The 26671-nt window shown below is 65.8% G+C and carries 25 protein-coding genes; 13 read left to right on the top strand and 12 right to left on the bottom strand.

All coding sequences use genetic code 11. The features are described from left to right. Nucleotide 1 precedes the first annotated feature (1 nt). The 4 genes from ACQ4WR_RS07150 to ACQ4WR_RS07165 are packed head-to-tail and all read right to left on the bottom strand — an operon-like array spanning nucleotide 2 to nucleotide 4572. On the bottom strand, nucleotides 2–1366 hold the full coding sequence (locus ACQ4WR_RS07150; protein ID WP_436486277.1) for a GH1 family beta-glucosidase: 1365 nt from the start codon (nucleotides 1364–1366) through the stop codon (nucleotides 2–4). A 41-nt stretch (nucleotides 1367–1407) separates the two neighbouring features. After that, nucleotides 1408–2226, bottom strand: a complete 819-nt coding sequence (locus tag ACQ4WR_RS07155) for a carbohydrate ABC transporter permease (protein ID WP_102294302.1) — start codon at nucleotides 2224–2226, stop codon at nucleotides 1408–1410. Next, nucleotides 2223–3221, bottom strand: coding sequence for a carbohydrate ABC transporter permease (locus ACQ4WR_RS07160; protein WP_258002938.1), 999 nt, complete (start codon nucleotides 3219–3221; stop codon nucleotides 2223–2225). The genes ACQ4WR_RS07155 and ACQ4WR_RS07160 overlap by 4 nt, the downstream gene beginning before the upstream one ends. Nucleotides 3222–3228: 7 nt before the next feature. Continuing rightward, the gene (locus ACQ4WR_RS07165) at nucleotides 3229–4572 is read right to left on the bottom strand and encodes an extracellular solute-binding protein (RefSeq protein ID WP_436486279.1); all 1344 of its coding nucleotides are present in this window, start codon (nucleotides 4570–4572) and stop codon (nucleotides 3229–3231) included. 619 nt (nucleotides 4573–5191) lie between these two features. Between ACQ4WR_RS07165 and ACQ4WR_RS07170 the strand changes: the two genes are divergently transcribed. The 5 genes from ACQ4WR_RS07170 to kdoO all read left to right on the top strand — a co-directional run bounded on the left by ACQ4WR_RS07170 (nucleotide 5192) and on the right by kdoO (nucleotide 11741). Beyond that, the gene (locus ACQ4WR_RS07170) at nucleotides 5192–6211 is read left to right on the top strand and encodes a LacI family DNA-binding transcriptional regulator (RefSeq protein ID WP_436486281.1); all 1020 of its coding nucleotides are present in this window, start codon (nucleotides 5192–5194) and stop codon (nucleotides 6209–6211) included. Between the two features lie 185 nt (nucleotides 6212–6396). Further along, nucleotides 6397–6975: a superoxide dismutase gene (locus ACQ4WR_RS07175; protein WP_070224622.1), complete on the top strand. Its 579-nt coding sequence runs from the start codon at nucleotides 6397–6399 to the stop codon at nucleotides 6973–6975. A 248-nt stretch (nucleotides 6976–7223) separates the two neighbouring features. Beyond that, nucleotides 7224–10115, top strand: coding sequence for a sensor histidine kinase (locus tag ACQ4WR_RS07180; protein ID WP_436486284.1), 2892 nt, complete (start codon nucleotides 7224–7226; stop codon nucleotides 10113–10115). A 138-nt stretch (nucleotides 10116–10253) separates the two neighbouring features. Next, complete coding sequence (locus tag ACQ4WR_RS07185; protein ID WP_102299570.1) at nucleotides 10254–10625, top strand: lysozyme inhibitor LprI family protein; 372 nt, start codon at nucleotides 10254–10256, stop codon at nucleotides 10623–10625. Nucleotides 10626–10874: 249 nt separating this feature from the next. Then, the gene (kdoO, locus tag ACQ4WR_RS07190) at nucleotides 10875–11741 is read left to right on the top strand and encodes a Kdo hydroxylase KdoO (protein WP_436486286.1); all 867 of its coding nucleotides are present in this window, start codon (nucleotides 10875–10877) and stop codon (nucleotides 11739–11741) included. A 314-nt stretch (nucleotides 11742–12055) separates the two neighbouring features. Here kdoO and ACQ4WR_RS07195 read toward each other — a convergent pair whose 3' ends face one another. Further along, on the bottom strand, nucleotides 12056–13645 hold the full coding sequence (locus ACQ4WR_RS07195; RefSeq protein ID WP_436486288.1) for a CYTH and CHAD domain-containing protein: 1590 nt from the start codon (nucleotides 13643–13645) through the stop codon (nucleotides 12056–12058). Between the two features lie 139 nt (nucleotides 13646–13784). Here ACQ4WR_RS07195 and mgrA point away from each other — a divergent pair, with 139 nt between their 5' ends. Both mgrA and ACQ4WR_RS07205 read left to right on the top strand, forming a co-directional pair. Further along, complete coding sequence (gene mgrA, locus ACQ4WR_RS07200) at nucleotides 13785–14825, top strand: L-glyceraldehyde 3-phosphate reductase (RefSeq protein ID WP_436486290.1); 1041 nt, start codon at nucleotides 13785–13787, stop codon at nucleotides 14823–14825. Between the two features lie 82 nt (nucleotides 14826–14907). Then, the gene (locus ACQ4WR_RS07205; RefSeq protein ID WP_436486292.1) at nucleotides 14908–15396 is read left to right on the top strand and encodes a hypothetical protein; all 489 of its coding nucleotides are present in this window, start codon (nucleotides 14908–14910) and stop codon (nucleotides 15394–15396) included. Here the strand turns inward: ACQ4WR_RS07205 and ACQ4WR_RS07210 are convergent. The 3 genes from ACQ4WR_RS07210 to ACQ4WR_RS07220 all read right to left on the bottom strand — a co-directional run bounded on the left by ACQ4WR_RS07210 (nucleotide 15381) and on the right by ACQ4WR_RS07220 (nucleotide 16737). Beyond that, on the bottom strand, nucleotides 15381–15872 hold the full coding sequence (locus ACQ4WR_RS07210) for a DUF2244 domain-containing protein (RefSeq protein ID WP_436486294.1): 492 nt from the start codon (nucleotides 15870–15872) through the stop codon (nucleotides 15381–15383). The genes ACQ4WR_RS07205 and ACQ4WR_RS07210 overlap by 16 nt on opposite strands. A gap of 73 nt (nucleotides 15873–15945) precedes the next feature. Then, a complete protein-coding gene (locus ACQ4WR_RS07215; RefSeq protein ID WP_258003242.1) occupies nucleotides 15946–16251 on the bottom strand; it encodes a hypothetical protein in 306 nt (101 codons plus the stop codon). A 159-nt stretch (nucleotides 16252–16410) separates the two neighbouring features. Then, nucleotides 16411–16737 carry a hypothetical protein gene (locus ACQ4WR_RS07220; RefSeq protein ID WP_436486296.1) on the bottom strand — a complete coding sequence of 109 codons (327 nt, stop codon included), beginning with the start codon at nucleotides 16735–16737 and terminating at the stop codon, nucleotides 16411–16413. A 292-nt stretch (nucleotides 16738–17029) separates the two neighbouring features. Here ACQ4WR_RS07220 and ACQ4WR_RS07225 point away from each other — a divergent pair, with 292 nt between their 5' ends. The 6 genes from ACQ4WR_RS07225 (at nucleotide 17030) to ACQ4WR_RS07250 (ending at nucleotide 22771) form a co-directional block, all read left to right on the top strand. Beyond that, nucleotides 17030–17347 (top strand): DUF4148 domain-containing protein, encoded by a 318-nt coding sequence (locus ACQ4WR_RS07225; RefSeq protein WP_436486298.1) that lies wholly within the window; start codon nucleotides 17030–17032, stop codon nucleotides 17345–17347. 146 nt (nucleotides 17348–17493) lie between these two features. Continuing rightward, nucleotides 17494–18906 carry an efflux transporter outer membrane subunit gene (locus ACQ4WR_RS07230; protein ID WP_436486299.1) on the top strand — a complete coding sequence of 471 codons (1413 nt, stop codon included), beginning with the start codon at nucleotides 17494–17496 and terminating at the stop codon, nucleotides 18904–18906. Between the two features lie 73 nt (nucleotides 18907–18979). After that, nucleotides 18980–19486: a MarR family winged helix-turn-helix transcriptional regulator gene (locus ACQ4WR_RS07235; protein WP_102299149.1), complete on the top strand. Its 507-nt coding sequence runs from the start codon at nucleotides 18980–18982 to the stop codon at nucleotides 19484–19486. Nucleotides 19487–19496: 10 nt separating this feature from the next. Next, nucleotides 19497–21641, top strand: a complete 2145-nt coding sequence (locus ACQ4WR_RS07240; protein ID WP_436486302.1) for an FUSC family protein — start codon at nucleotides 19497–19499, stop codon at nucleotides 21639–21641. Continuing rightward, on the top strand, nucleotides 21631–21831 hold the full coding sequence (locus tag ACQ4WR_RS07245; RefSeq protein ID WP_070224633.1) for a DUF1656 domain-containing protein: 201 nt from the start codon (nucleotides 21631–21633) through the stop codon (nucleotides 21829–21831). The genes ACQ4WR_RS07240 and ACQ4WR_RS07245 overlap by 11 nt, the downstream gene beginning before the upstream one ends. Before the next feature lie 49 nt (nucleotides 21832–21880). Further along, nucleotides 21881–22771 (top strand): efflux RND transporter periplasmic adaptor subunit, encoded by an 891-nt coding sequence (locus ACQ4WR_RS07250; protein WP_436486303.1) that lies wholly within the window; start codon nucleotides 21881–21883, stop codon nucleotides 22769–22771. 32 nt (nucleotides 22772–22803) lie between these two features. On the opposite strand, the gene ACQ4WR_RS07255 is transcribed toward ACQ4WR_RS07250, so the two are convergent. The 4 genes from ACQ4WR_RS07255 to ACQ4WR_RS07270 all read right to left on the bottom strand — a co-directional run bounded on the left by ACQ4WR_RS07255 (nucleotide 22804) and on the right by ACQ4WR_RS07270 (nucleotide 26476). Further along, nucleotides 22804–23550: an SDR family oxidoreductase gene (locus ACQ4WR_RS07255; protein WP_102298526.1), complete on the bottom strand. Its 747-nt coding sequence runs from the start codon at nucleotides 23548–23550 to the stop codon at nucleotides 22804–22806. A 254-nt stretch (nucleotides 23551–23804) separates the two neighbouring features. Then, nucleotides 23805–24029 carry a hypothetical protein gene (locus ACQ4WR_RS07260; RefSeq protein ID WP_436486305.1) on the bottom strand — a complete coding sequence of 75 codons (225 nt, stop codon included), beginning with the start codon at nucleotides 24027–24029 and terminating at the stop codon, nucleotides 23805–23807. Nucleotides 24030–24041: 12 nt separating this feature from the next. Beyond that, the gene (locus tag ACQ4WR_RS07265; RefSeq protein WP_102298529.1) at nucleotides 24042–24713 is read right to left on the bottom strand and encodes a thiol:disulfide interchange protein DsbA/DsbL; all 672 of its coding nucleotides are present in this window, start codon (nucleotides 24711–24713) and stop codon (nucleotides 24042–24044) included. Nucleotides 24714–24871: 158 nt separating this feature from the next. Continuing rightward, nucleotides 24872–26476, bottom strand: a complete 1605-nt coding sequence (locus ACQ4WR_RS07270) for a TonB-dependent receptor (protein ID WP_436486307.1) — start codon at nucleotides 26474–26476, stop codon at nucleotides 24872–24874. Nucleotides 26477–26671 lie beyond the last annotated feature (195 nt).

A 26671-nucleotide genomic window follows, 5' to 3' on the forward strand; every position in this document is an offset into this window, starting at 1 on the left:
GTCAGTGCTCCCCTGCCAACACCGGCGCATCCGCATGCGCGGCCCGCTGCGCGGCAATGAAATCGCGGTACCACAGCGCGCTGTCCTTGAAGCTGCGCTGCTGCGTGGCGTAGTCGACGTACAGCATGCCGAAGCGCTTGGCGTAGCCGGAGTTCCACTCGAAGTTGTCCATCAGGCTCCAGTAGAAATAGCCGCGCACGTCGATGCCCTGGGCGATCACGGCGCGCAAGGCGTCCAGGTGCAGCTGCACGTACTCGATGCGCGGCGCGTCGTGGATCCTGCCGTCGACGGGCTTGTCGGCCACGGCCATGCCGTTTTCCGTGATGTAGACGGGCGGCAGCCGGTATTCGCGGTGCAGGCCCACCAGCAGTTCCGTCAAGCCCTGCGGATAGGTTTCCCAGCCCATGTCGTTGACGCCGAGCTTGCATTCGGGCTTGCGCGGCGGCGTCTCGGCGCTCATGAAAGCGCGCGTGTAGTAGTTCACGCCGAGGAAATCGATGGGCTGCCTGATATCCATGAAATCGTTTTCAAATATGCATAAAGCGGAAGCGTCGATGTGTTTCAGGGCCAGCGCCGGGTAGCGGCCCTTGAAGATGGCGTCCATATACCACTGCACCGAGCGCGCATATTCGAGTTCGGCCAGCGCCTTGTCCTGGGCGCTGTCGGTGGCCGGGGTGGCCGTCCACTGATTGAGCACGATGCCCAGCTTCGCCGGTGCGTTCACCGTGCGCATGGCTTGCATGGCCAGGCCGTGCGACAGCAGCAGGTGGTGCGACACCTGCACGGCGGCGGCAGGGTCGGCCATGCCGGGCGCGAACTGGCCCGTGCCGTGGCCCAGCACGGCCGTGCACCACGGTTCATTGTGCGTGGCGATGCTGGCGACACGCTGGCCGAAGCGGCGTGCCACCTCGGCAGCGTAGGCGGCGAAGTGATAGCAGGTGGCGCGGTTGAGCCAGCCGCCCTCGTCCTGCAAGGCTTGCGGCAAATCCCAGTGGTACAGGGTCAGGTGCGCGTCGAGGCCCCTGGCGGCCAGGGCGTCGAGCAGGCGCGCATAGAAATCGAAGCCCGCCTCGTTCCAGGCGCCGGAACCGGTGGGCTGCACGCGCGACCAGGACATGGAAAAGCGGTAGGCATTGACGCCCAGGCTGGCGATCAGTTCCACGTCCTCGGCATAGCGGTGGTAGTGGTCGCAGGCCACGTCGCCATTGCTGCCATCGATGATCTTGCCTTCCGTGTGGCTGAAGGTATCCCAGATGGATGGGCCGCGGCCATCGATGGCCGCGGCGCCCTCGATCTGGTAGGCGCTGGTGGCCACGCCCCAGGTGAAGGTGGCGGGAAAGTTGTTGTCGGTATCGTCGTTATGCATGGTGGTGGTATCAGTGTGAGGGGTTGAAATAAATGCGTGCATCAGCCTTTGACGGCGCCCTGGGTCAAGCCTTCAATTAAGCGCTTGGAGGCGACAAAAAACATCAGCAGGAGCGGCAGCACGGCGATGGCGGCGCCCGTCATCAGCGCGCCCCACTCCGTGTTGTTCGGCGCCTGCATGCTGCGCAGCGCCAGAGGGATCGTGTAGTTCTCGACCGAGCGCATGACCACCAGTGGCGTAATGAAATTGTTCCACGAGTTGATGAAGGTGATCAGGCCCAGGGTACCCATGGCGGGACCGATCAGCGGCAGCACGACTCGCCAGTAGATGGCGAATTCGCCGCAGCCGTCGATGCGCGCCGCCTCGATCAGGTCCTTCGGAATGGCCGTGCCGATGTACTGGCGCATCAGGAAGATGCCCAGCGCGCCAGCCGCTCCCGGCACGTACAGGGCGCGTGGCTGGTCCAGCCATCCGAGAAAATCCATCAGCATGAACGTCGGAATCATGTTCATGAAGGACGGGATGATCATCGACGCCATCACCAGGGTAAACAAGGGCCGCTTGAAGCGGAACTCGTACATGGCGAAGGCATAGCCGCCCAGCGAGCAAAAGAACAGGGTCAGCGCCGTCGTCATCAGGGCCACGTACAGGCTGATGCCGATATTGCGCCAGAACGGCAGGCGCTCCTGCAGCAGTGCCAGGTTGTTCAGCAGGGCCGTGCCGAACCAGCGCGGCGGCGGCATGCTGTAGATCTCGGCGCTCGTGTGCGTGGCGAAGACGAACATGAAGTAGAACGGCGCGACCATGATCAGGGCGCCGATGGCCACCATGGCGTAGGCCGTCCAGCGGGTCGTGTTCATTTGGCCTCCTTGCGTTCTGTGCGTTCGTTGCGGCTGAAGATGCGGTTGTTCACCCAGGTGGTGCTGGCGATGATGAGGAACAGCAGCCAGGAAATGGCCGACGCCGTGCCGAAGTCGCCCGAGGAAAACGCCGTCTTGTAGACGAAGATGGCCGTCGTCATCACGGACTGGCTCACGCCGCTCGATTCGGCCACCAGCACGAACGGCTCCTCGAACAGCTGCAGGTTGCCCATGATGGTGAGGGTCACGGCCAGGTAGATCATCGGGCGCAGCTGCGGCAGGGTGATGTACCAGAACTGCTGGCGCGTCGACGCGCCGTCGATGGTGGCCGCCTCGTACAAATCCTTCGGTATCACCTGCAGCGCGGACAGGTACAGCACCAGGTTCCAGCCAAGATAGCGCCAGAAAATCACGAAGGCGACGGCCGGCTTGATGAACAGCGAGCTGCCCAGCCAGTCGATCGATTCCGCCGGAAACAGGCCGCCGACGAGCGGCAGGCTGGCGCACCACTCGATCAGCACATTGATCTGCCCGTAGTCGCGCGAGAACAGGGTATTGAAGACCATGGCGATGGCCACGCTGGAGGTGATGAACGGCAAAAAGTAAATGCCGATCACCAGGTTGCGCGAGCGCTTGAAGCTGTTGTGGATGAACGCTGCCAGCGGAATGGCCACCAGGTGCTGCGGCACGCCCGAGGCCAGCGCCAGCCACACGGTATTGCCCAGCGAACGCAGGAACCACGGGTCGCTCAGCGCGTACTTGTAGTTGTCCAGTCCCACCCACTGCATGGCTTCCACGCCGCTGGCCGCTTCCCACTGGTTGAACGACAGATAGATGGAAAACAGCAGCGGAAACAGACTGAAGACGGCGAACAGGATGAAGAAGGGACTGATGAATATATACGGCGCCCACTTCTTCATGTTGAAGCGCTTCCTGGCCGGCCGCATTGCAGCGGCGGCGGACGCGCCCTCGGTACAAGGCATGGAGGTAGTCATGCTGCTCCTAGCGCCGCGCGCGGTGGGTGATCAGGGCCTTGGCGTCGGCCAGCGCCGTCTTGACATCCTTGTTTTGCGCCAGCACGCTTTCCAGTTCCATGTTGACGATATCGCGCGCCACGGCGTCGAACTTGTCAACGCGGATGACGGGGATTTTCGCCGCCGTGTCGCGTGCCAGCGCGCGCGTCTTCTGGCCGCCGAAATACGCTTGCGGCTCGTCCATCATGGGGTCGGCATACGCGGCCTTGAGGGCCGGGAAGGCGCCGATCTCTTTCAAGGAATGCAGCTGGATATCCTTGTTGACGGTCATGAACTTGATGAATTCCCACGCCTGCGCCTTGTTGGCGGCTTTCTTCGGGATGCCGTAAAAGGAGCCGCCGTAGGACGCCAGCGCGCCGGCCGGCAAATTCGCCGCGCGCCACTGGCCGGCAGACGCCGGCGCCAGCCACTTGGCCAGGTGGCCGCTGAGCCATGAACCCATCATCTGGCTGGCCACCTTGTCGCGTTTGAAGCCTTCGGCCCATTCGCCCGTCCAGGCCACGGTGCGCGCATCGATGCCAGCGACCCTGGCCGCCTTGGCCAGCTCAAACGCTTTCACGAAGCGGGGCGAGTCGACCAGCACCTGCCCCTTGTCGCCAAAATAAATGCCTTCGCCGTCTTTCAGATTGGCGCGGATAACAATGTCGGCCAGGTCGCTGGCGCCGGCCAGCAGATAGGTGCCGGTGGCGGCCTTGAGCTTCTTGCCGGCGGCGATATACGACTCCCACGATTGCGTCAGGTCGGCCTCCTTGATGCCCGCCTTGTCCATCAGGTCCTTGCGGTAGAACAGGGTGCCCGGCCCCAGGTCGGCCGGCATGGCGCCCAGGGTGCCGCGCGAGCTGGTGGCCTGCACGAAGGTGAAGGGCACGAACTGGGCGCGGTACTGCCCTGCCCCGTACGGCGCCTGCAGCAAGTCGTCCATGCCCTTCGATTCGGCGAAGCTGCCGACATAGCGGAAGTCGATGGCCATCACGTCAGGCAGGCGCGCGCCGGCCGCCAGCGCCGTCGTCATCGAATTATGGTGGTCGTCGATCTGCAGGCTGACCAGCTTGACCTTCACCTGCGGATACAGCTTTTCCCACAGCGGCAGGGCCGTTTTCACGGCACGGTCCAGGTCGGGAAACGAGGCCACCGTGATGGTGGCGGGGGCCAGCACGGGCAGGGCCACGGCAGGCGCAACGGCAGGGGCCACGGCGGCAGGGGTGGCGGCGCTGGCCATGCCGCTGGCAAGGCAGGTGGCCACAGCGGCCAGGCTTAGCGCGGACAGCAGGGACGCGGCAGGCAAGGCTGCGCCAGGGGTGCTTGACTTCATTGATTCATCTCCGATTATTAGCGTCTTCTATCTTGAAAACGTTTTCACAACATGTGTTCATTTAACACCGCATCGAAAATGAAGTCAATCAGAAATGTTGTCATTTTTATGGATGCAGTCACGACAAGACGCACGCCACGGCGCGTGCTCTCCTATGAAAATCCCCGCAAATCGGCCAGTTGACGCGCTGTTGTTTTTCGTGAAAACGTTTTCAGACGTAGAACGTAGGTCGGCTTAGCGCGCCAGCGCGCAAGCCGACACGCGGTTGGCGGCGCACGCAGCATTCCCAGGCATCGTAGGCTGTGCTGTGTCGGCTTACGCCCTGCGGGCTAAGCCGACCTACGCAAGCTGTTGTTTTTCGTGAAAGCGTTTCAGACGCAGAATGTAGGTCGGCTTCGCGCGCCAGCGCGTAAGCCGACACGGTGTTGGCGGCGCACGCAGCATTCCCAGGCATCGTAGGTTGTGCTGTGTCGGCTTACGCCCTGCGGGCTAAGCCGACCTACGACAACCTGTGCCAACCTGCGCCCACCTGCGGCGCCGGACCCCATTTATGGTAATCTTTCACTGAAAAGGTTTTCAGAGCACTGGAAACTTGCCATCTTGATACACGGAAATCACCTTGACCGATAGCGCCCACGCCCCCCCTCCCTCCACCCTGCTTGACGTCGCCCGCCAGGCCGGCGTGTCGCCCAGCACCGTTTCACGCATCCTGAATGGCACGGCCAAGGTGTCGGACGACAAGCGCGACGCCGTGCTGGCGGCGATCACGCAAATGAAGTTCGCGCCCAACCAGATGGCGCAGGGCCTGAAAAAGGGCCGCTCGATGACCATCGGCATCGTGGTGCAGGATATTTCCAGCCCCTTCTTCGACGAAAGCCTGCGCGGCGTGGACGATGGCTTGAAGGATACGGGCTACGCCTCCGTCATCGTCAGCGGCCACTGGAATGCGCAGGAAGAGGCGGACCGCATCCGCCTGTTGCTGGCGAGGAAAGTCGACGGCATCATCCTGCTGTCGGGGCGCATCTCGGACGAAAGCGTGCTCGACTTTTCGCAGCAGCGGCCCATCGTCTCGACGGGCCGCCTGCTGGCGACGAAAAGCGCCATCGGCTTCAAGCTCGACAACGAATACGGCGCTTACCTGGCCGTGCGCCACCTGGTGGAACTGGGGCACCGGCGCATCGCCTTTGTTTCCGGTCCCGCCAACAACACGGATGCGGCCGAACGCCTGACGGGCTACCAGCGGGCGCTGCGCGAAGCGGACATCGCCATCGATCCGAAGCTGATGGTGGAAGGTGATTTCCATGAAGCAAGCGGGATGCTGGCCATGAACCATTTGTTTGATACGCATCAGCAGTTCAGCGCCGTCTTCGCCGCCAACGACCTGTCCGCCTATGGCGTGCGCCTGTGCCTGTACCGCAAGGGCATCCGCGTGCCCGACGATATCTCGCTGGTGGGCTTCGATGACTTGCCCGGCTCGTCCTACACGACGCCGCCGCTGACCACCATCCACCAACCCCTGTACGACATCGGCCGCATCGCCACGCAAGCGCTGCTGGGACTGATCAATGGCGAAGCCGTGCAGGCGGCGATCCCGCCGCTGGAACTGATCGTGCGCGAGACCACGCGGCGTTTCCGCTAGGGCTGGCGCTGAACGAGAATCACTACGCGCAACAGCGCGGAACACGCGTGGCGGAATCTGCAGCAATGGCGCATCCGCTTTACAATAGTGGCTCGTTCAGCAAGAATGCTTGGTTCAAGCACGCATGGCTCAACCTCCGGCCGCAGGCTGGAAGACTCCGAACACTCACCACAAAGGGACATCACATGGAACATACTCTGCCACCACTGCCGTATGAAATGGACGCTCTGGCGCCGCATATTTCGAAAGAAACCCTGGAATACCACTATGCCAAGCATCACCAGGCGTATGTGACCAACTTGAACAACCTGATCAAGGGTACCGAGTTCGAGAACCTGTCGCTGGAAGAAATCATCAAGAAATCGTCGGGCGGCATCTTCAACAACGCGGCGCAAGTATGGAACCACACCTTCTACTGGAACGGCATGAAGCCGGCCGGCGGCGGCGCACCTACCGGTGCCGTGGCTGACGCGATCAACGCGAAATGGTCGTCGTTCGACAAGTTCAAGGAAGAATTCACCAAGTCGTGTGTGGGCAACTTCGGTTCGGGCTGGACCTGGCTGGTGCAAAAAGCCGACGGTTCCGTCGACATCGTCAACACCTCGAACGCCGGCTGCCCGCTGACCACCGGCGACAAGCCGCTGCTGACCTGCGACGTGTGGGAACACGCCTACTACATCGACTACCGCAACCTGCGCGCCAAGTACGTGGAAACGTTCTGGGGCCTGGTCAACTGGGACTTCGTTGCCAAGAACTTCGCGTAAGCGCGTTCCTGTCAACGTGAAACGGACGCTCGCGCGGCACGCGCCGCGCTGACGCCCCGCAAGAAGAAGCCCGCGCTCGCCTGCGCGGGCTTTTTTTTGTCCGCGAAAGGCCGCTCCCCTGCGCTACAATCAGCACTTCTCCACCTCGCCCCTCCCCGATGTCCGCTCGCCCGCTGCGTCACCTGCCCGCCCTCCTCCTGGCGGCGCTCCACCTGCATGCGTCCGCAGCCACAGCCACAGCCGCGCCCGTGGCGCCGCTGCTGTCCGATTACACGCACAATGCCTGGGGCGCCCTGCAAGGCGCGCCCGTCGATGTACTGAAATTTGCCCAGGGCCGCGACGGCTGGCTGTGGATCGCCACGGCCACCGGCTTGTACCGCTACGACGGCGTGCGCTTCGAGCGCACGGACACGGTCTACGGCCATCGGCTGCCATCGAGCAATGTGCTGGGACTGGCCACACCGCCGGACGGCGCCGTCTGGGTCGGCTACCGCCTGGGCGGCGTCAGCGTCTTCCGCCCCGGCGGCGCGCGCACTTATACGCCGGCCGATGGCCTGCCCACGGGCGCCGTGTTCCACATCGAGGCGGCACCGGACGGCGCCATCTGGGTCGGCACGCGCGATGGCGCGGCCCGCCTGGCGCCCGGCGCGGACCGCTTCGTGACGCAGGCCGCCGATGTGGGACTGCCCGACAAGCGCGTGTACCAGATCCTGTTCGGCCGCGATGGCACGCAGTGGATGGGCACCATGCATGGCGTATTTTTCCGCAGGCCGGGAGAAACGCGCTTTTCCCATGCCTGGCCGCGCACCATGCTCACCAGCATGGATGAAGCGCCCGATGGCGCCATCTGGGCCGTCGACACGCAAAGCAATTACTATCGCGTGCGCACCAGCGCGCCGCGCGGCGATGCGCCCATCCGGCCCGACGCCAGAGGCAACAGCATCCGCTTCGACCGCGCCGGCACCATGTGGCTGATGCAGGCCGATGGCATCGAGCGCAAGTTCGACCCGTCCGGCCCCAGCCTGCCGGCCCAGCGCCTGACGCGCCAGAACGGCATCAGCGGCCCGCTGCCGCAAACGTCGTTCCAGGACCGCGAGGGCAATCTGTGGTTCGGTACCTCGACTGGCCTGGACCGGCTGCGCCCGAACCGCCTGAAGACCCTGGCCGTTGCCGCGCCCTTCGACCATCCCGGCATGCTGCCGGGCCCCGATGGCGACGTGTGGATCGGCGACTACGTCAGCGACGTGCGCAGCTTTACCGCCGGTGGGGTGAAAAAAGTGGTCTTGAAAGGCGCACTGGCGGCCAGCCACTGGGCGCCGGACGGCACCCTGTGGCTGGGCAACGAGCAGGAGCTGCACCACCGCGCGCGCAACGGCGCCATGACGCGCGTGGTGCCGCCCGTGCTGGGACTCGATCCGCAGGCGCTGCAGCAGGAACGCTCTGGCGCCCTGTGGGCCTCGTTCTCGGGCGGCGGCCTGTTCCGCCTGGACGGCGCCAGCTGGACGCGTGATGGCGGCCTGGCCGGCTTGCCCGACGCGCTGACCACGGCGATGGCCATCGATGGCCAGGACACCGTGTGGCTGGGCCACGCCAACAACCGCGTCAGCCTGGTGGCCAACGGCCAGCGCAGCGGCGCCGTGCGGCAGCTGGGCGCGGCCGACGGCTTGCAGCTGGGCACGGTATTGCAGCTGTACCGCGACGCGGACCTGATGTGGGCCGGCGGCGAAGGCGGCGTGGCCGTCTGGCGCGCGGGCCGCTTCATTGCCCTGCGCGGCGCGCGCGGCGAAACCTTCCGCGGCGTGTCGGGCATCGTGCGCCTGCCCGGCGGCGACCTGTGGCTGCATGGCGCCGACGGCATCTACCACCTGGGTGCGGCCGCCATCGCCGCTTGGCTGAAAGACGGCGGCGCGGCGCCGCTCGAGTACGAACGCTTCGATGCGCTCGACGGCCTGCAGGGCCACGCCTCGCAGCTGCGTCCCGTGCCGTCGCTGATCCACGCGCCCGACGGCCAGCTGTGGTTCGCCACCTCGGCCACCATCGCCATGCTCGATCCGGCGCACATCGCCCGCAACGCGCTGCCGCCGCCCGTGCAGATCACCGCCGTACTGGCCGACGGCGCGCCGCACGCCATCGCTGCGGGCAAGCCGCTGCGCCTGCCCGAGGGCAGCAAGCGCCTGCAGCTCGACTTCACGGCGCTGAGCCTGTCGATGCCCGAGCGCGTGCGCCTGCGCTACCGCCTTGTCGGCGTCGACGAGCACTGGCAGGAAGCCCCCGGCCGGCGCGAAGCCTATTACACCAACCTGGCGCCCGGCGACTACCGCTTCGAAGTCATGGCGGCCAACGAAGACCAGGTGTGGAACCGCGAAGGCGCGGCGCTCGAAATCCATATCGCCCCCACCTTCGTGCAGAGCCGCTGGTTCACGGCGCTGCTGGTGCTGGGCGGCGCGCTGCTGCTGTATGCCGCCTATGTGCTGCGCATCCGCCACCTGACGCGGCGCATGCACGAGCGCCTGCAGGAACGCCTGGCCGAACGCTCGCGCATCGCCCGCGCGCTGCACGACACGCTGCTGCAAAGCGTGCAGGCGCTGATCCTGTCGTTCCACGCGCACACGGGCATGCTGCCGAAAGGCACGCGTGAACGGGCGCGCCTGGACGGCACCTTGAACCTGGCCGAGCAGCTGCTGGTCGAAGGCCGCGACCAGATCCTCGACCTGCGCACGGTGGCCTCGCCCGATGAACTGGGACTGGCACTGCAGCAGTTCGGCAAGGGCTTGTCCGAGCACCGCGCGCATGCGTTCCAGGCCACCACCACCGGCAACTGCCGGCGCCTGCAGCCGCGCGTGCACGATGAAATCTATGCGATCGCCCGCGAAGCGCTGTTCAATGCCTCGCGCTACGCGGAGGCGGCGCTGATCGAACTGGAACTCGACTACGCGCCGCAGGCATTCACCCTGCGCGTGCGCGACAACGGCCGCGGCTTCGACGAGGCGCTGGCCAGCACGGGCCAGCGGCCCGGCCACTGGGGCTTGCCGGGCATGCGCGAACGCGCCGCCGCCATCGGCGCCAGCCTGCGCATCGCCAGCGAACCGGGCCAGGGCACGACGATCGAGGTCACGCTGCCCGGCAAGCTGGCCTACTAGCATGATGGCGCCAGCTGGCAAGCAGGACGCGCGGCGATAAGCGGATGTTGTAAGATGGGCAAGCGCCGAGGCGCCGCGTCTGCCTGGCCGCCGGCCGGCGCCGGAACGTTCTCCTCATTTACCTTCGGAAAGAAAACCATGAAAAAATTCCTGCTCGCCTTGCTCGTCCTCGCTTCCGGTTCCGCCTTCGCCAACTCGGCCTGCGACACGCCGCGCAACGACTTCGACGGCCTGTACTGCCTGAACAAGGTCTACCAGGAAGCGGACAAGGAACTCAACGCCAACTACAAGACGCTCGCCGCCAAGCTCGATGCCGGCGGCAAGCAAAAACTCAAGGCGGGCCAGCTGGCGTGGATCGCCGCGCGCAACCAGAACTGCTCCAAACGCGAATCCTCGGGCTTCTACGTGAACCTCGATTGCGCCACCCAGACCACCATCGAACGCGCGCAATTCCTGCAGGACCGCGTGCGCGAATGCGTGAGTGCCGGCTGCCAGAACAGCAAACTGTAAGCCAGGAGCCCGTCCCGCTGGCGAGCATCTTCCACCGGCAGCCCACCAGCAGCGCGCACAAGGGGGAATGCACATGGCGGGCCGCGCGACGGCGAAGTAAATACCGCGACGGCCAGTGCCCGCTGCCTGGGGCGCGGGCGGCGCATGCATTCCGCTACCGAGACAGACGCCAAGCCTGCGCTGGCGCAAACGATGACTGGCGGCGCCCGCGCATACTGGTGGACCCGATGCCGTCCCTGCGTGGCGCCCATGAGCAAGCTCATCGATCTTCCCGTCCTCCAGTGGGACGCTCCCTGTCATCCCGCCTGGCAGGTGGCGGCGCGGCAGGCGCTGGAAGATGGCCAGGTGGTCGTCCTGCCGGCGCTGGCCTTTGGCTTGCAGCCTGCCGAATTGCCGCTCCTGCAAGGCGCGGCCGGCGGCGCCAAGAATATCAGCTGGGACCCGGCGCGCGGCGTGCGCGGCCATGGCGACGCCCGCGACGCGGCCCTGCTGGCCGCGCTGATGCGGCGCTATGCGGGCCAGACGCGGCGCTTGCTGGCCAGCCTGCTGCCCGCCTACCAGCCTCATTTTCAGCAAGGCAAGACCAGCTTTCGACCGGTAGAAATCGCCGGGCGCGTCACGTCCTGGCGCAAGGACGACACGCGCCTGCATGTCGACAGCTTCCCCGCCTCGCCCACGCAGGGGAAACGCATCCTGCGCGTGTTTAGCAACATCCACCCGCAAGGCGCGCCGCGCGTGTGGAAACTGGGTGCGCCATTCGAACAGGTGGCGCAGCGCTTCCTGCCGCGCGCCGCCCGTCCCCTGCCCGCCACGGCGGCCCTGCTGCGGTGGCTGCGCGTCACCAAGTCCCGGCGCACGCCCTACGATCACTACATGCTGCAGCTGCACGACGCCATGAAGGCCGATCCCGCCTATCAGGCGCAGGCGGAGCAAGTCACCCACGCATTCGCGCCGGGCCAGACGTGGATCGTGTTTTCGGATGCCGTCTCGCATGCGGCCCTGCGCGGACAGCATGCACTGGAGCAAACCTGGCTGCTGCCCGTCACTGCCATGGCCGCACCCGAAAAATCGCCGCTGGCCATCCTCGAACGCCAGCTGGGCCGCGCGCTGGCGTAGCGCAACGACGCCAACCTGCGTCAGCCCAGCACAAGCCTGGCGATGCCCGGGAATGCATGGGCAGGCATGGGAGGGCCTGGCAATAGCCGGCGTGGCGCGCAAGGAAGCCGCGCCGCTGGCTTGCCGACCGGCTGCCTGGCGTAGCCATGGCACGAGGCACCCGGCACCAGGCACACCGCAACAGCAACGGCAACGGCAACGGCAACAGCAACAGCAGCAGCAAAACCACAAGCAACAGCAACAGCAACAGCAACAGCAAGCGGCGCGCAGCACCGTGCACGGCTGCCGACGCGCAGCCAGTAGTGGCGAGCGTGCTATGCCGGCAAGCGCGCCGCCTTGAAGCGCCGCCAGGCCTTGCGCATGCTGCCATCGGCCACCTGCGACTGTGCGCGTGCCGCCAGGTAGCCGCGCAGGAAGGCTGCGTGCAGGCGCAACTCGGCGTGATCCGGCTGGCCATCTGGCAGCGCCTGCAGCAGGCGGTCCGCCACCTGCGCATCGTTAAGCCAGCCCAGTTCATCCTGCAGCGCCGACAAGCGTCCCACATACGGCTTCACGGCGCGCGCGGCAAACAGCGAGGCAAAGAATTCCGTCGCATAGCGCGTCTTCTTGGCGGCGATGCGCACGCGGTGCCGCTGCTGCGGCGTGGCGTGCAGCAGGCGCTTGCCGCGCTTCATCAGGCGGCGCTGGTCCTTGCGCAAGGTACGGCGGGCAAACGGCGACACGCCCGCGTCCAGCTGGCGCAGCTGGCGCGCCGTGGCCATGTCGCGCCAGCCGCGCGCCTGCAGCCAGCGCTGCAGGCCCAGCATCCAGGCCGTATAGCGCGTGGCGTTGACGGCCTGCGCCGCCTGCGCATGCCTGATGCGCGCCTGCTCCTGCGCCGCCTGCACCAGTGCCGCCGCATCGGCCTTTGCCTGGCCATCGAGCTGCGCGAGGGTATGGCCGGCCAGCACATCCCAGTCGCGCGCCTCGCCCAGTGAACCGCCCAGCCAGTCGAGTTCCGTCTTCAGCGCGTCCGGCAGCGCCAGCAGGGAGTTGAACATGCCCAGCGCCGAGCGCAGGCGGCGCAGTCCCACGCGCATCTGGTGCAGGCTTTCCACGTCCTCGCCCGCCGCCACGCCATCCTGGTTGCCGCTCACCTGCTCCAGGCAATTGCCGAGGATGGCCTGGAAGCTTTGCTCCACCGTCATGCCCTCATCGAGCCGCAAGGGCTGCGCCTTGACGGCGCGCAAAGGCTGTGATGCCGCGAGACGGTAGCCGCGCTCCGCCTTGCTCATGTGGCCCAGGCGCAGCGGCACGTCCTGCAGCAGGGCCAGCGCCACCTCGAACAGGCTGGCTGCCTGCCCCTGCTTCAGCTCCAGTTCGATTTCGCTGACGGGCACGCTGCGCGCGGCGCCGTCCACGCCGTGCTCGATCACGCCCTGGTCCAGCACGCACTCGATATGGTCGCCCTGCGGCGTGCGCAGCTGCCATGCCGTGCGCTCCATGCGCGTGCTGAACACGGGCTGCAAGCCATCGCGGATGGCATCCTTGCGCAGCAGCGCGCGGATCGGCTGCTTGCGGCCGATGGCCGCATCGAGTGCGTCAAGCTCGGGCGCGGGGCCGGCCACCTCGCCCTCCCATTCGTGGCGGCTATGCAAACCGCCGCTGCCGCTGCCGCCCGCCTTCAGGGTCTGCACCCAGTGCCCGTCCACATGGCGCACGCGCAAGCCCGCCTGGTGGCGGCACAGCTGCAGGTCGGGCGTATCGACATAGATATCGTGCATGTTCAGCACCTGCGGTTCGCCCGGCGCGCTTTGCGCAGTCGGCGTGTCGTGCGCAGGCTGTGCATATTGCGCCAGCAGCGGATGGGCGCGCAGGCGCGGCACGTCTTGCGGCGCCACCAGCAATTTCAATTCGATTTCCATGACCGCTCCTCGCTCGTCGCCTTTTCGTGAACAGTTATTGTAAGACGCGCCGCGCCTGGCGCAAGCGGCACGCATGCGGCCATGCACGCACCGCTTGATTTTGCGCGAAAATAGGCGCTTAAAACATTCTGGAGATGCCATGACCTACCACGCCGCCGAGAACCGCTATGACACCATGCAGTACCGCACGTGCGGACGCAGCGGCCTGAAACTGCCGCTGCTGTCCCTGGGCCTGTGGCACAACTTTGGCGACAGCAACAGCCTGGCATCCCAGCGCGACATGCTGCGCACCGCGTTTGACCTGGGCATCACGCATTTCGACCTGGCGAACAACTACGGCCCGCCGTACGGCAGTGCGGAAAGCAATTTCGGCAAGCTGCTGCGCGACGATTTCCTGGCCTACCGCGATGAGCTGATCATTTCCACCAAGGCAGGCTGGGACATGTGGCCCGGCCCGTACGGCCAGGGCGGCGGTTCGCGCAAATACGTGCTGGCCAGCCTCGACCAGAGCCTGCGGCGCCTGGGTCTCGACTACGTCGACATCTTCTATTCGCACCGCTACGACGCCGACACGCCGCTGGAAGAAACCATGGGCGCGCTGGCCACCGCCGTACAGCAGGGCAAGGCGCTGTATGTGGGCCTGTCCTCGTATTCGCCGCAGAAAACGGCAGAAGCGGCAGCCCTGCTGAAAGACTGGAAAGTGCCATGCCTGATCCATCAGCCGTCCTACAACATGCTCAACCGCTGGATCGAGGAAGATGGCTTGCTCGATACCTTGCAGGCAGATGGCATCGGCTGCATCACCTTCACGGCGCTGGCGCAGGGTTTGCTCAGCGATAAATACCTGGACGGCGTGCCGCAGGATGCGCGCGTCAACCGCCCCGGCGGCGGTTCGCTGATGCAACAGCACCTGAGCGCGGAAAACCTGGCCCGCGTGCGCGCCCTGAACCAGATCGCCGCGCAGCGCGGACAAACCCTGGCGCAGATGGCGCTGGCCTGGGTGCTGCGCGACCCGCGCGTCACCTCGACCCTGATCGGCGCGAGCAGCAGCGCGCAAATCCGCGAAAACGTGGCGGCGCTGCAGCAGCTGGCATTCACGGCCGACGAGCTGGCCGCCATCGACGTGCAGGCGCGCGAAGGCAACATCAATCTGTGGGCAGGGCCGTCGCGCGCCGTCTGAGCGACCGCTTGCCGGTACTTGTGAAAGCGGCAATCTGGCGCTAGACTGCCGCCTTCACAACACGCCACCGGCCACCCGACCCATGAAGTTCTTCCCTGCTGCCACTGTCTGCCTGCTGCTGTGCGCGCCCAGCGCCGGAGCCGGCGCCGCCAATTATTGCGACGCGCCGTCATGGTCAATCACCCATAACAAGAGCTACGACGAGGTGATGAAGATCGCGCAAAAGCGCGACAAGATCCGCGACGCCGAATGCAGCTTTACGGATGTGATCCTCAGGATACAGAACGAGGAAGCGGGCATCAGCCGCTATCCTGGCATCCTGCTCATTGCCGACGAGCGCGATGAACGCTTCGTCGTCACCAGCCGCGTCGGCGCCTACACCATCTTCACCTACCGCTACAACGACAAGCGCCTGCTGCAGTTCGCCATGAAGGATCACAGCTGGGAGGAAGGCGAACCGTTCCAGGCCGGCGCCTACAAGATCACGGGCGTGAAGGAATTCAAGACCTTCACCGGCTTCCCCGTCTCCCTGCTGGTGGTACAGACGTTCCAGTTTTACGGGCCGAAGTAAGCCCCGCATCCTTCACGGTCCAGCGGCGGCAGCCAGGCCAGCAGCTCCTGCGCCACCTGGCGACGCCGTTCCGGCGTGGCAAAGGCGCCCACCTCGACGCGCGTGCCGCCGCAGCTGATGCGTATCAGCTGGCGCGGTCCCTCGGGCACGACGATGCGCGTGCACCAGGGACGAAAGCTGCTGCGCTGGCGCCGCCCGGCGCTCACCTGCTCGACGACCAGTACGCCGTCGCGCAAGGCCAGATGCTCGTAATCGCGGGCATGGCGCAGGTAGTACAGCAGGGCGATGGCCACCAGGGCCAGCTCGGCAAATGAAAAGACGGGGATATACCAGTAGCCACGCAGCGCAAAGGCCAGGGCGATGGCGGTGGAAAACAGGCACAGCACGGCATAGGCGCGCAGCAGCTGGCGCACCGTCAAGGCACTGTGGCGCGTAAACAGCCATTGCGGCTGTTCCCGTGCAGTATCGCGTGGCATCTCGCCTCCCGCAACAGGAAGGGCGCCGCGTGCTCGCTGCCGCGGCGCGCCCTTCAGGATTGGCTTGCGCCGCTCAGGCGCCCATCTTCAGCAGCGCATGGCCCACATGCTGCCACCAGTGTTCGCGCGACTTGACCTGTTTCAGGCAGGACATGTCGATTTCCGCCGGGAACACGTGATCCTGGCAGACCCCGGTCTGCAGGGCATAGCGCTGGTTTTCCGCCGCCGCCAGGGCCACGACCAGCCAGAAGACCAGCGCCAGCAAGATCACCAGCAAGCTCCAGGCCAGGTGATTGGTCGTGCTTTTTTCGCCAAAAAATTCACGTGGCCGCGTCTCGCGGTACATCGACATCAAGTCTTTTTCTTTGTCTTCCGACATCTGCGTGTGCATCCCTGGTGACATCCTATCCTGTGCGGGCCGGTCGGCCTTGGCGGCGCCGGCGCCGCCCTGCCCGCATTTTACGCTGATGGCGCCAGAGCGGCAGTAATTCCGGCGCCCGTGCGCGGACAGGAAGGCGGCTCAGCTGGCTGAGCTGGCTCAGGGACGCCGTGCCGGCGCCGGCGCGGGCGATTCGCTGTCGGCACCGGCTGGCGGCTGCGCAGGCGCCACGCTTTCCACGTGGTCGACGTCGATGTCGCCGCCGTCGGGCGCCGTGTTGAGCGGCTCCACGCCGGCCCGGTCGCCAGTACCGGCCGCATCGCTGTCGCTGTCGAGCGCTTCGGCGTCCTGGCCCGGCACGCCCTGCATGTCGCTGCCGCTGTCGGAACTGTCGCTGGGGCCGAGCGCCCCCTTGCCGTGGCCGCTGCCCAGTACGCGGTCGGGGGTGACGGGCAAATTGTCCGGATCAAGGCTGCTGCTGCTCATGGCTGACTCCCTTCACAAAAAATCTCGAACAACCATCGTACCCGCCTCGCCATGCCAACGGCGCACGGCTGCAATGCATTTCCGTCAAGAAAATGTCGCACCGCACAAATATTTTCAGAATTTACTTCACAAATGTACTATTCATTGCTATAGTTAATCCAAGTAAGCAAGTTCTCATCCAGAAATGCTTGATCGCTCCTGCGGCGCCCACCCGCGCCGCAGGAGCGAACCGACCGGTACGTGGCGATCCGGCCCATCCACCCAGCCATCATGTCTATATTGGAGTCTTATCATGCAAGCCAAATCACTGATCGCAGCATTGTTCGCCATCACCACCGCCAGCGCTGCCTTCGCGCAAAGCACCGCGCCAGCCGCCGCCAGCCAGCAGTTGACGCGCGCCGACGTCACGGCCGAATACATCCGTGCCCGCAATGCCGGCGAAATCGCCACCAGCGAAGTGGACTATCCGAAAACGCCTGCCATCGCCGCCAGCAACGTGACGCGCGAGCAAGTCATGGCCGAGTTCTACGCCGCCCGCAAGGCTGGCCAGATCCCGCAAACGGAAGCGGACTTTGACGTCGCGCAAACGGCCAAGCACATCGCGAAATAAGAAACCAGTCAGCCGGTTTCAGCAAGTCAGTATGTCTGTAATACACCTCAGTTGCGGCGCAGCACCCCGGGCCACTCCCGGCGCTCACCGCGGCGAGCTGTGATTTTTCCCTGCCCCCCCAACACCATCGATTTCCGGAGTCTTGCATGTCCCTGCACCGCCGTCTGCTTGCCGCCAGCCTGATCCTTGCCTTGAGCGCGTGCGCCGACATGGGCCACATCGCGCCGCAATCGGCCATGCTCGACGCCAACAAGCTGCAGGCGAGCAAGGCCATGGATGCCGCCGCCAGCGCCGCCATCCAATGGCCGCGCGCGCAATGGTGGCAGGCGCTGCAAGACCCGCAATTGAACCGCCTGATGGAGCAGGCGCTGGCCGACAGCCCCACCCTGCGCGGCGCCCAGGCGCGCGTGCGCCAGGCCGAGGCGCTGGCCGGCGCGGCGGAAGACAAGACCCGCCCGCAGGCCGAGGCCAGCGTTTCCATCAACCGCGAACTGTATTCGCTGCACGGCAGCACGCCGGCGCCGCTGGCCGGAAACTACGCCTGGCGCAACCAGGCCACCGTCACGGCTTCGTACGACCTGGACCTGTGGGGCCGCAACCGCGCCGCCCTCTCCGCCGCGCTGGGCGACGTGCAGCTGGCGTCGGCCGAATCGCAGATGGCCCGCCTGGCGCTGGAAACGGCGCTGGTGCGCACCTACATCCAGCTGTCGTATGAATTCCAGCTGCAGGACGTGATCGAACGCAGCCTGGCGCAGCGCGCCCGCATCCTCGACATCACGCGCCAGCGCAAGGCGGCCGGCATCGGCACGGACATCGACGTGGCGCAAATTGAAACCACCCTGCCGGCCGGACGGCGCCAGCTGGAGCAGTCGGCCGAATCGCTGGCCCTGCTGCGCAACCAGCTTGCGGCCCTGGCGGGCAAGGGTCCGGCGGCTGGCGCGGCGCTCACGCGTCCCGTGCTGCGCCTGGACCAGCCGCTGGCCATTCCCGCCGCCCTGCCGGCCGACCTGATCGGCCGCCGTCCCGACATCGCCGCCCAGCGCTGGCGAGTGGAAGCGGCGGCGCAGCGCATCGACGCCGCCAAGGCCGAGTTCTACCCGAACGTGAATCTGGTGGCGTTCGCCGGCTTCCAGGCCTTTGGCTTCAGCCATTTTCTCGATGCCAACTCGGACATCCGCGGCGTTTCGCCCGCGCTTAGCCTGCCCATCTTTGCCGGCGCCCGCCTGCGCGCCCAGCTGGGCAGCCAGACGGCCATCTACGACGGCGCCGTGGAGCAGTACAACGCCACCGTCATCAACGCCATGTCGGACGTGGCCAATGCCGTCACCAGGGCGCAGTCGCTGGAAAAGCAGCACCGGCTGACGGCACAGGCGCTGGCCACGGCACAGCGCGCGCGCGACCTGGTGGAACAAGCCTACAAGGCCGGCATGAGCGACGCCATCAACATGCTCAACACGCAAGTGGCGCTGCTGGCGGAAGAACAGCAGCAGGCGCAAAACGGGGCACGCGAACTGGATCTGTACGTTTCCTTGATGAATGCACTGGGAGGCGGCATCTGAGCTTGCAATCCTGGTATGGCGCTAGTCCAACAAGATACAATCGGAGCTTTATTCACACATGAAGGAATACGACATGACCGCTTTTGACGCTACCGCCAAGCGGCTGCAAAACATCCGCACGCGCATGCCAGGCTTCCCCATGGAACTGATGCGCTTGTTGCGCATGACGTACCACATCCAGAAAGGCATGAAGGATCTGACCAATGCCGCGCTGAAAAAGCACGACCTGGTCGATGCCAGCTACATGGTGCTGGCCGTGCTGTACGGCACGGACGATGAAACCTCGAATGCCTGCACCCTGGGCATGGCTTGCCATGAAAAACCGGCCAACCTGACGCGCGTGTGCAACGACCTGGAAGCGCGTGAGCTGATCCACCGCGGCACGCGCCCCGGCGACCGCCGCTCCGTGATGATTTCGCTGACCGACAAGGGCCGCAAGCTGATCGAAACGGCGTTGCCCGACGTGTACCAGGAAACCTCGGCCCTGTACGAAGGTTTCACGGAAGAAGAACTGCAAGTGCTCGACAAGCTGTATGCGCGCCAGCTGCGCAACCTGAACAATCTCAACAACCAGAACTGATAGCCTATCGATGACGCCAGCCACAGCAACAACATATACACACGGCCCCCTGTCGCGGGCGGCCCACTGGCTGGCGCTGGCGCTGCAGGACTGGCGCACGACGGAAGGCGAACGCTGGATCTACGTCGGCAAGACCCTCATCGCGTCCTTCTGCGCGCTGTGGCTGGCCTACCGCCTGGGACTCGATTCGCCCAGCACGGCCATGACCACCACCATCATCCTGGCCCTGCCCAGCAGCGGCATGGTGCTGGAAAAAAGTTTTTACCGCCTGTGCGGCACCCTGCTGGGATGCACGGCCGCGCTGACCCTGATCGGCCTGTTCCCGCAGCAGCCGGTGCTGCTGTTCGGCGGCCTGGCCCTGTGGGTCGGCCTGTGCACCAGCGGCTCGGCCCTGCACCGCAACGCGCAGTCGTATGTGTACGTGCTGGCCGGCTACACGGCCTGCATGATCGTGCTGCCCGCCATCGAGCAGCCGATGCAGGTGTTTTCGCTGGCCGTCACGCGCGTGGCCGAGGTCAGCCTGGGCATCATCTGCTCGGCGGCCGTCTCCAGCGTGCTGCTGCCGCGCCACCAGGGCACGCAGGTGATGCGCACGGTGCAGGCGCGCTACGGCAAGTTCCTCACTTTCTGCCAGGACGTGCTGCAGCAAAAGCTCACGCCGGCGCAGGTCGAACTGACGCACCTGCAGTTCGCCGCCGACGTGGCGGCGCTGGAACTGGGCCGCTCGGCCGCCCTGTTTGAAGTCACCAGCAAAGTGGGCCACGTGCGCGCGCAAAACCGCAAGCTGCACGCCTTCAACGCCACCTTCATGACGGCGCTGACCACCTTCTATACCTTCCACCGCCTGTTCGACCGTTTGCAGCGCGACGGCGAAACGCAGGTCATGCAAGCGTGCGCGCCCCTGTACGCCATCGTTGCCGAAGCGCTGCAGACGACGCCATCGCAAGACTCGCTCGACACCATGCAGCAGCATCTGCAAACGGCGCTGGCGCAGGCCCGCGCGCAGATCGATGGCGCCGCCATCACGCATGCGCAGCGCATCGATTTCGACACCGTGTGCGAACTGCTGGAGCGCTTCGCGCGCGATATCAGCCGCTTTCACGAAGTGTATTTCAGCCTGGCCCACGATACGCCGCTGGAAGTGAGCACGCCGCAGGCCTACGCGCCGAAGACGCCGCCCGCGCTGGTCATCGCCAGCGGCGCGCGCGCCGGCATCAGCCTGGCCCTGCTGGCCCTGGGCGCGTATTTCCTCGCCTGGCCCTACGCCAGCACGGCCATGCTGATGGCGGCCGTGTTCTGCGCGCTGGCTTCGTCCTCGCCACGTCCCATCCTGATGATCCGCCAGGTACTGGCAGGCTTCCTGATCGCCATGCCGCTCTCGCTCGTCTGCGTGTATTTCGTGCTGGTGCATGGCGACGGCTTCCCCATGCTGGTGCTCAGCTTTGCGCCCTTCCTCGCCGTCGGCCTGTACCTGATGACCAACCCGGCCAAGCTGGGCGTGGGCCTGGGCGTGTCGACCTTCATTACGCAGATGGCGCCGACAAATGTGATGCATGTCGATGGCGCGGCCTTTTTGAACACGGGCATGGCGCTGATCGTGGGACTGATGCTGGCCGCCCTGGTGTTTGCCGTGCTGCTGCCCGAGCACACCATGGGCCACAAGGACCATATCGGCCGGGCCCTGTGGCGCGAAGCCCTGCATGCGTGCACGGCGCCAGCGCGGCGGGTGAAGCACCGTTTCGACAACCGCGTGCGCGACCTGCTCAGCCAGCTCAACGCGGCGGCGGGACCGGCGCCGGGCGAGGCCACGCGCGCCGTCGTGCGCCAGGCCTTGACCCTGCTGGAAATCGGCCACTCGGTGATCGAACTGCGCGAACTGATCGCCACCGCCCGGCCGGGCGCCACGCGCCACGCGCTGCAGCAGTGCGTGGACCACATCGCCGGCTGGCTGCGCACGCGCGCCGACCCGCAACTGCAGGCGGCCCTGGCGGCCACCCTGCAGGCAGGCGCCGTGGTGCGCACCGCGCAAGCCGAAGCTGGCATGACGCCGGAACGCGGCGCGCGCCTGCAGACGGCGCTGGCCGACCTGCACTCGATCTATACCTCATTGCTCGACCATATGGCGCCTGGCGCCGGAGACCACCATGCCGCGTGAATTCGCCCTGTTCGGAATTCTGATTCCTACCCTGCTGCCCCTGTTCATCCTCAGCATCGGCCTGCAAACCCTGCTCGACCGCGTGCTGGGCTGGCTGGGCGTGTACCGCATGGTGTGGCACCCGTCGCTGGCGCGGCTGTGCATCTTCATCGCCATCTTCGGCGCGCTGGCTTTATCGCTTTACAAATAGCGCTGCAAATAAAAAAAACTGTTCAACCAATCAAGGAAAGGCTGCCGCCATGGTAAGCAAACTGACCCGCTATGCAATCACCCTGCTGCTCCTGGCCGCAGCCCTGTGGATCGGCAAGACCGTCTGGGACCGCTACATGGAATCGCCATGGACGCGTGATGGGCGCATCAAGGCCGACATCGTCAACATCAGCGCCGACGTGGCCGGCACCGTCACGGACGTGCTGGTGCGCGACAACCAGGTGGTGCAAAAGGGCGATATCCTGTTCGTCGTCGACAGGGAACGCTACGCCAGCGCGCTGGCCCAGGCCGACGCCGTGCTGGCCGCGCAAAAAACGGAACAGGGCCGCCGCGGCAAGGAAGCGCAGCGCCGCGCCAACCTGGACGCCAGCATCATCTCCACGGAAAGCCGCGAAAGCGCGGCGTTCGCCGCCACCTCGGCCACCTCGCAAGTGCAGGCCGCCGTGGCCGCCCGCGCCCTGGCGCAACTGAATCTGGAACGCACCACCGTGCGCGCGCCCGTCAGCGGCTACGTGACCAATCTGAATGTGCACAAGGGCGATTTTGCCGCCGTCGGCGCGGCCAAGCTGGCCGTCATCGACAGCGCCTCGTACTATGTGGTCGGCTACTTCGAGGAGACCAAGCTGGGCATGCTGGCGCAGGACGACAAGGCGGAAATGAACCTGATGAGCGGCGGCACCCTGCACGGCCACATCGAGAGCATCGCGCGCGGCATCACCGACCGCGACGCCGCCACGGGCCGCGAACTGCTGGCCGACGTCAATCCCACCTTCAACTGGGTGCGCCTGGCCCAGCGCGTGCCTGTGCGCATCCATATCGACGAGCAGCCGAAGGGCCAGCTGCTGGTGGCCGGCACCACCTGCACCGTGGTGGTGACGCCGCATTCGGCGCCGGCAAAGGCGGTGGCCGCCAAAGCCTGAGCCTAGCCTAGCCTTTCAAGCCTTGCAAGCGCCTAGCGCCCGCCCGCCACATCTAAAATGCTGCCCGTGATGTAGCTGGCGCCCGGGCCCAGCAGGTACAGGATGGCGTCGGCGATTTCCTCGGGCTGGCCGCCGCGCTGCATGGGCACGCCGGAGGCCAGGCGCGCCACCCGGCCCGGTTCGCCGCCCGAGGCGTGGATTTCCGTGTAGATGATGCCGGGCCGCACGCCATTGACGCGGATGCCCTCGGCCGCCACTTCCTTGGCCAGGCCGAGGGTCAGGGTGTCGACGGCGCCTTTCGAGGCCGCGTAATCGATGTATTCGTCCGGGGAACCGATGCGCGCGGCCGCCGACGAGACATTCACGATGCGCCCGCCCTGCCCGCCATGGGCCGTCGACATGCGCCGCACGGCCTGCTGGCAGCACAGGAAATAACTGATCACGTTGGTGCGCAGCACGCGCTCTAAGCGCTGCACGGACATGTCGACGAGCCGGCATTTCTGCTCCAGCACGCCCACATTGTTGACCAGCGCCGTGAGCGTCCCCAGGCGCGCGTCGATTTCGCCGAACAGGCGCGCCACGTCCGCTTCATCGCTGGCGTCGGCCTGCACGGCGATGGCCTCGCCCCCGTCGGCCACGATGCGCGCGCACAGCGCCCCGGCCGCCTGCGCATCGCGCACATAATTGACACACACGGCATAGCCCTGGCGCGCGGCCAGCAGTGCCGTCGCCGCGCCGATGCCGCGGCTGCTGCCGGTAATCAGGATTACTTCCTTCATCGTAACGCCCTCGCTTCATTTAATTGATGTGATGGCCCGGCTCTTTGCTTGCGGGGTTCGGCAGCAATATCCGCATGCCATCGCTGAATAGTTGTAGCTTCATGATACCCGCAAGCCGCAGACGTAAAAAAGCCCGCACAAAGCGGGCAGTTGACCTAGCCATCCGTCAGCGTCACGACGCCGGAGAAAATCGTGGCGGGCGGCAGTGATGCGTGGCCGAGAAGCGCGGCGCGCAGTAGATTTAATCCGGCGTTCTACGACCTGAAATGCGTCATGGCGTAAGTCAGATGCTGCCACCAGTGCTCGCGCGACTGCACGGATGCCAGGCATGTCGCGTCGACCTGGTTCTTGAACGCGGGGTCGACGCACGCCTTGCTGGCCAGCGCATTGCGCTGGTTTTCCACGCTGACGATGGCAATCGCCAGCCAGGCCACGAGGGCCACGGCCAGCGCGCACAAGGTCCAGGGCAGCTGTTTCATGAGCAGCTACGCTTACTTCTTCGCCGGCGCCGGTGCGCGCTCTTTCAGGACGCGGGCCACCAGCTCATCCATCACGCGCAGGGTCGCAGCCTGGGTTTGCGGCTCGGACTGGCCGGGACGCGACAGCTGCGCCGGCGACGTCACGAAGCGGCCATCGATGACGATGGTCGGCGCGCTGTCGATCTTGCTGGCCGTGATCAGCTGTTCATTGCGTTTGAGCTTGGTCTGCACGCCGAACGAGTTGAACATCTCCAGGTATTTCGCCTTGTCGATGCCGTTCTTGACCAGCAGGTCGAGAATGGCGTCATCGCGGTTCAGGCGGTTGCGTTCAACGTGGATGGCGCGGAAGATCTTGTCGTGGAACTGCTCCAGCTGGCCCATCGCTTCCAGGGTGGCGTAGGCGTGCGCCTGCGGATCTTTCGGCCCGGAGAAGGCCAGGTGGATGCGGCGGAAGGCGATCTTGTCGCCCTGCTTCTTGACCCAGTCGTGCATCAGCGGATCGAGCGCGTAGCAGTGCGGGCAGGAATACATGAAGTACTCCACCACTTCCACCTTCTTGCCCGTGTCCGTGCGCACTGGCGTAGGAAGCGTGGTAAAGCCGGTATCGGCCGCCATGGCGCCGCCGGTGGCGGCTACCAGGGTGACAGCGGCGAGCAGGGGACGCAAGAAACGCAGAAAACGCATATTAATCCTTCATCATAAAGTGGTCGTGAACGGGGCGAGATTACCACTTTTTGCGCCCGGCCATGCAGCCCTGGCGGAAAAAAAACGCGTTTGCCTGTCCTTCTTGCGACCGATTAAGCCGCGCTTAAGCCCCGCCCGCGCGCCGCCGCGCCCGCGCCTCAGAAATGGTAGCGCGCGGAGAGGCGCAGCTGGCGCCTGTCATGCTGGTAAATGCTGGAACGGCAGCCCGGCGCATCGCCGTAGTGGCGGCGGTTGGCCAGGTTGCTGCCCGACAGTTCCAGCTCCCAGGCGCCCAGCTTGCGCGCATAGCGCCCATCGATAGTGGCGAAGGCCGGCACCTGCGCCAGGCAGCTGCCGCTGAAATCCTGGCCATAGCGCAGCGCCCGCAGCCACTGCACGCCGACGTCGGCACTGGCGCCGTGCCGGCCCGTCCAGTACAGGCGCAAGGCGGCCAGGGTTTTCGGTACCAGCGCGATATCCGGGCCGTCGTAGGCGTAGTCGTCATAGCGCGCATGCACTTGCCGCAGCTGTGCGTCGAGGCGCCAGTCGGGCGCCAGGAGCACGCTCGTCTCGATGGCGATGCCGTCGCGGCGCGACGGTTCGAGGTTGCCCGCAAAACCCAGCTGGCCCAGGCTCTGGTCGAAGACGATCTGGTTGCTCAGCTGCTCGCTGAACACGCGCACGGAGGCGCTGCGCAGGTGATCGCCATAGGTGGCGCCCAGCTCCGTCTCGCGCCGCAGCTGGCCCGCCAGCGGGCGGTAGCCGGCGCTGGTATAGCCATCGTCATCGATGCGGTAGCTGCGCGCCGCCTTGGCGTACACGCTCAGCTGAGAGCGCAGCAAAAAACTGCCCTGCACATCCCAGGCATTCTGGTTTTCCCAGTCGCTGCCACCGGCCGGCATGTCGGCAGGATCGAGCTGGAACTGCTCATGCCGGAAGCCCAGCAGCAGGCGTGGCGCATATACGCCGCCAAAGGCCAGTTCCTCGCGCAGCAGCAGCGCGCGCGAATGCTGGCGGCGCTGCGCGGCGCCGTCGCCGCCCCGCACCGCATTGCCCGAGCGCCGCTCCCACTGCATCAGGTCCAGGCCCACTTCCGTATCCGTGCCGACGCTGCCCAGCTTGCCGTAATGGCGCACGCGCGGCGACAGCTGCAGGCGATTGCTGCGGTACACGGACTGCGTGCTGCCCGCTTCGCCCGCATACAGCGCGTGGGCGCGCTTGGTGCGCTGCGACAGTTCCACGCCCAGCTCGAAATTGCCCACATAGCGCTGTACGAAGGCGCTGCCGCGCCGCACTTCATAACGGTACAGGTCTTCCGGCCGCGCAGCCAGCAAAGCCAGGTAGGGCGCCTCGGGCGCGGGATAGCGCGTGTCCTGGTGCAGCTGGTCGGCGCTGAAGCCGAAACGTCCCTGGCGGATCTTCCATTCCGCGCCGCCGCTGAAGCCCCGCTGGCGGAACACGCTGCCATCGCGGTAATTGCCATTGCGGTGCTCGTCGAGCGCCGCATCGAGCGACATGCCGTCCTTGGCGTATGACAAGGCACTGCGCACGCTGTGCTGTCCGCCCTGCGCCAGCTCGGCGGACAGGTCGCCATGCGTGGCGCCGGCCGCGCCGGCATCAGCCGGCACGGCGTCCGCCCCCGCGCTGAGCCCGGCTTCTGGCAGCGCGTCAGGCAAACTTTCTTGCGCGCAAGCCGGCATGGCCAGCGCGCACAGCAGCAAGGCGCGCGTGGCAACAGTCAGGGCAAGGGGGGCTGGCATCATGGGGAAGGCTGGCGTGCGGTACCGCGTCGCATGTGCGCGGAGTGGGTGGCGAAAGGATGGCAAAAGCGAATCATTATACGCACGGCGCAGCGCGCCGCAAGCGCCGGAAAGACAGGGCTTATCGAAATAAAACCATTGTTATGCATTTGGTACGCGCGCAGCCGGGCCAGCGCAGCCGGCCTGGCCCGGCGCCTG

Origin of the sequence: Janthinobacterium amylolyticum, from assembly GCF_051380655.1 — a bacterium.
GTDB lineage: Bacteria > Pseudomonadota > Gammaproteobacteria > Burkholderiales > Burkholderiaceae_D > Janthinobacterium.

Bases quoted from the DNA above. Each gene is read 5' to 3' on its own strand.
- ACQ4WR_RS07265 (WP_102298529.1), bottom strand. From the start codon at position 24,713: ATGCGTTTTCTGCGTTTCTTGCGTCCCCTGCTCGCCGCTGTCACCCTG.
- ACQ4WR_RS07150 (WP_436486277.1), bottom strand. From the start codon at position 1,366: ATGCATAACGACGATACCGACAACAACTTTCCCGCCACCTTCACCTGG.
- ACQ4WR_RS07250 (WP_436486303.1), top strand. From the start codon at position 21,881: ATGGTAAGCAAACTGACCCGCTATGCAATCACCCTGCTGCTCCTGGCC.
- mgrA (WP_436486290.1), top strand. From the start codon at position 13,785: ATGACCTACCACGCCGCCGAGAACCGCTATGACACCATGCAGTACCGC.
- kdoO (WP_436486286.1), top strand. From the start codon at position 10,875: ATGAGCAAGCTCATCGATCTTCCCGTCCTCCAGTGGGACGCTCCCTGT.
- ACQ4WR_RS07175 (WP_070224622.1), top strand. From the start codon at position 6,397: ATGGAACATACTCTGCCACCACTGCCGTATGAAATGGACGCTCTGGCG.
- ACQ4WR_RS07215 (WP_258003242.1), bottom strand. From the start codon at position 16,251: ATGTCGGAAGACAAAGAAAAAGACTTGATGTCGATGTACCGCGAGACG.
- ACQ4WR_RS07270 (WP_436486307.1), bottom strand. From the start codon at position 26,476: ATGATGCCAGCCCCCCTTGCCCTGACTGTTGCCACGCGCGCCTTGCTG.
- ACQ4WR_RS07195 (WP_436486288.1), bottom strand. From the start codon at position 13,645: ATGGAAATCGAATTGAAATTGCTGGTGGCGCCGCAAGACGTGCCGCGC.
- ACQ4WR_RS07235 (WP_102299149.1), top strand. From the start codon at position 18,980: ATGACCGCTTTTGACGCTACCGCCAAGCGGCTGCAAAACATCCGCACG.
- ACQ4WR_RS07205 (WP_436486292.1), top strand. From the start codon at position 14,908: ATGAAGTTCTTCCCTGCTGCCACTGTCTGCCTGCTGCTGTGCGCGCCC.
- ACQ4WR_RS07225 (WP_436486298.1), top strand. From the start codon at position 17,030: ATGCAAGCCAAATCACTGATCGCAGCATTGTTCGCCATCACCACCGCC.
- ACQ4WR_RS07160 (WP_258002938.1), bottom strand. From the start codon at position 3,221: ATGACTACCTCCATGCCTTGTACCGAGGGCGCGTCCGCCGCCGCTGCA.
- ACQ4WR_RS07240 (WP_436486302.1), top strand. From the start codon at position 19,497: ATGACGCCAGCCACAGCAACAACATATACACACGGCCCCCTGTCGCGG.
- ACQ4WR_RS07245 (WP_070224633.1), top strand. From the start codon at position 21,631: ATGCCGCGTGAATTCGCCCTGTTCGGAATTCTGATTCCTACCCTGCTG.
- ACQ4WR_RS07230 (WP_436486299.1), top strand. From the start codon at position 17,494: ATGTCCCTGCACCGCCGTCTGCTTGCCGCCAGCCTGATCCTTGCCTTG.
- ACQ4WR_RS07220 (WP_436486296.1), bottom strand. From the start codon at position 16,737: ATGAGCAGCAGCAGCCTTGATCCGGACAATTTGCCCGTCACCCCCGAC.
- ACQ4WR_RS07165 (WP_436486279.1), bottom strand. From the start codon at position 4,572: ATGAAGTCAAGCACCCCTGGCGCAGCCTTGCCTGCCGCGTCCCTGCTG.
- ACQ4WR_RS07260 (WP_436486305.1), bottom strand. From the start codon at position 24,029: ATGAAACAGCTGCCCTGGACCTTGTGCGCGCTGGCCGTGGCCCTCGTG.
- ACQ4WR_RS07185 (WP_102299570.1), top strand. From the start codon at position 10,254: ATGAAAAAATTCCTGCTCGCCTTGCTCGTCCTCGCTTCCGGTTCCGCC.
- ACQ4WR_RS07255 (WP_102298526.1), bottom strand. From the start codon at position 23,550: ATGAAGGAAGTAATCCTGATTACCGGCAGCAGCCGCGGCATCGGCGCG.
- ACQ4WR_RS07155 (WP_102294302.1), bottom strand. From the start codon at position 2,226: ATGAACACGACCCGCTGGACGGCCTACGCCATGGTGGCCATCGGCGCC.
- ACQ4WR_RS07210 (WP_436486294.1), bottom strand. From the start codon at position 15,872: ATGCCACGCGATACTGCACGGGAACAGCCGCAATGGCTGTTTACGCGC.